The following is a 2,259-nucleotide window of genomic DNA, read 5'->3' on the forward strand; positions in this document are numbered from 1 at the left end:
CAGGGCGCGCACGGTCAGGCGGCGGTCGTCCTGGGTGATCGCGACGGCGTCGGGCCGCTGGGTCAGGTGGTAATCGAGGATGCTCGCGAAATTGTGCACGGCTCTCTCTCGCTCTGTCTCCGCGTGGCGAATGCGGCTCGCCACGGTCCATGAGGAAGGGCATATTCCGACCGGTCGGTTGCCCACTCCCAAGATTTAGTGTACCCCTTGGTCTATAAAACTTGTGTGCCGAACTCTATGACGACGCGTACGCATCGACAACCGTCCCCGCGCCCGCGATCCCGAGCCGCTGCCGCCGACGAGGAGGCCCCGTGCCACCACGCATCTGCCTCGATACCGACGGACCCGTTGTCACGGTCCGTCTCGACAACCCGCCGATGAACGCCTTCGACTCCCTCCAGCGTGAGGAGCTCGCCGCCCGGGTGCGCGAGCTGGCCGACGCCCCTGACGTACGGGCCGTGGTGCTGTACGGCGGTGAGCGGCTGTTCGCCGCCGGGGCGGACGTCAAGGCGTTGGCAGCCATGGGGCCGGAGGAGGTGCGTGGCTGGAACCGTGCCCTGCAGCGGACCTTCGACGAGGTGGCCCGGCTGCCGATGCCGGTCGTCGCGGCGGTCACCGGGTACGCGCTCGGAGGGGGCCTGGAGCTGGCACTCGCCGCCGACTACCGGGTGGCGGCCGACGACGCGCTCCTCGGCCAGCCGGAGGTGCGGCTCGGCATCATGCCGGGTTCGGGCGGCACCCAGCGGCTGACCCGGCTGATCGGGCCGTCGCGGGCGAAGAACCTGCTGATGACCGGCCGCCGGGTGGGTGCGGAGGAGGCGCTGCGCCTCGGTCTCGTGGACGAGGTCGTGCCCGCGGCGGAGGTGTACGACACCGCGCTCGGGTACGCCCGGAGGCTCGCCGAGGGTCCGCCGGCCGCCTTGGAGGCGATCAAGGAGGCGGTGGACCACGGTGCCGACATCGGCCTGGGCGCCGGCCTCGCCCTCGAACGGGCCCTGTTCACGGGGGTCTTCGGTACGGCGGACGCCGCCACGGGAATCCAGTCGTTCCTCGAACACGGCCCAGGCAAGGCGCGCTTCGAAGGCCCGGCGCGCGACAACTAGCCGACGCGCGGGGGCCGTACGACACGAAAGGGGTGGACGACATGAAGGCACTGCGCTGGCACGGCGCACGCGATCTGCGGCTGGAGGAGGTGCCCGAGCTGCCCGAACCCGGGCCGCACGAGGCGGTCGTGGAGGTGTCCTGGTGCGGGGTGTGCGGCACCGACCTGCACGAGTTCATCGAGGGCCCGCACATGATCCGGGAGGGGCCGCATCCCCTGACCGGCGCGGCTCCGCCCCTCGCCCTCGGCCACGAATTCAGCGGAACAGTACTGAAGTTGGGCGGCGAGGTGCCCGGCATCACGGTCGGCGACCGGGTGACCGCCGACCCGGTGTGGCGATGCGGGGTGTGCTTCTGGTGTGCCCGCGGCGAGTACCACATCTGCCCCAAGAGCGGCTCGGTCGGTCTCGCCTCACCCGGTGCCTTCGCCGAGCGCGTCACCGTGCCGCTCGCCGGGCTGACCCGGCTGCCCGACAACGTGAGCGACGAGATGGCGGCGGTGGCCGAGCCCCTGGCGGTCGGCCTGCATGCGGTCACCCGGGCCGGTGTCCGGCCGGGCGACAACGTCCTAGTCGTCGGCGGCGGACCGATCGGCGTCGCCGTGGTCCTCGCCGCCCGCATCGCGGGAGCAGCCGGGCTCTACGTCAGCGAACCTCTCGCCGGGCGCCGCGAGTTGCTGCTCGGCATCGGCGTCACCGAAGCCTACGACCCGCGCGAGACGGACGTACGCCGTGAGGTGTTCCTGAAGACCGGCCGGATCGGCCCGGACGTCGTCATCGACGCGACCGGCGTCCCCGCGCTCGCGGCCCAGGCCGTGACCACGGTCCGGCGCGGCGGACGGGTCGTGCTCGCGGGCGTCGGCCACGGCAGCGTCGAGTTCGACATGGGACAACTCGTCTTCTACGAGCGCTCCGTGGTCGGCACCCTCGGCTACAACTTCGACATCCCCCGGGTGATCGACCTGATGAGCACCGGACGCCTCGACGCCTCGGCTCTGGTGACCGGGACCTTCTCGCTGGCGGAGGGGGTCGAGGTCTTCGCGGATCTGGCAGCTGACCGGGCCCGTCATCTCAAGGTTCTGCTGACCCCGAAGGGACTGTGACATGGATTTCGATCTGCCGGAGGAGACCCGGGCTCTGCAGGACATGGTCCGTGAGT

General features: G+C 71.2%; 2 protein-coding genes. Both read left to right on the forward strand.

Annotation, left to right across the window (positions count from 1 at the left end; translation table 11 throughout):
* Positions 1–377 precede the first annotated feature (377 nt).
* Positions 378–1,103 (forward strand): enoyl-CoA hydratase/isomerase family protein, encoded by a 726-nt coding sequence (locus tag IG08_RS0153100; protein WP_052425359.1) that lies wholly within the window; start codon positions 378–380, stop codon positions 1,101–1,103.
* Between the two features lie 41 nt (positions 1,104–1,144).
* Complete coding sequence (locus tag IG08_RS0153105; protein WP_030622010.1) at positions 1,145–2,203, forward strand: 2,3-butanediol dehydrogenase; 1,059 nt, start codon at positions 1,145–1,147, stop codon at positions 2,201–2,203.
* Positions 2,204–2,259: the final 56 nt, after the last annotated feature.

The organism is Streptomyces fulvoviolaceus (assembly GCF_000718165.1).
Classification (GTDB): Bacteria; Actinomycetota; Actinomycetes; order Streptomycetales; family Streptomycetaceae; genus Streptomyces; species Streptomyces fulvoviolaceus.

What these genes read in the sequence shown, in the direction of transcription:
- IG08_RS0153105 (WP_030622010.1), top strand. Translation starts at nt 1,145, where the DNA reads ATGAAGGCACTGCGCTGGCACGGCGCACGCGATCTGCGGCTGGAGGAG.
- IG08_RS0153100 (WP_052425359.1), top strand. Translation starts at nt 378, where the DNA reads ATGAACGCCTTCGACTCCCTCCAGCGTGAGGAGCTCGCCGCCCGGGTG.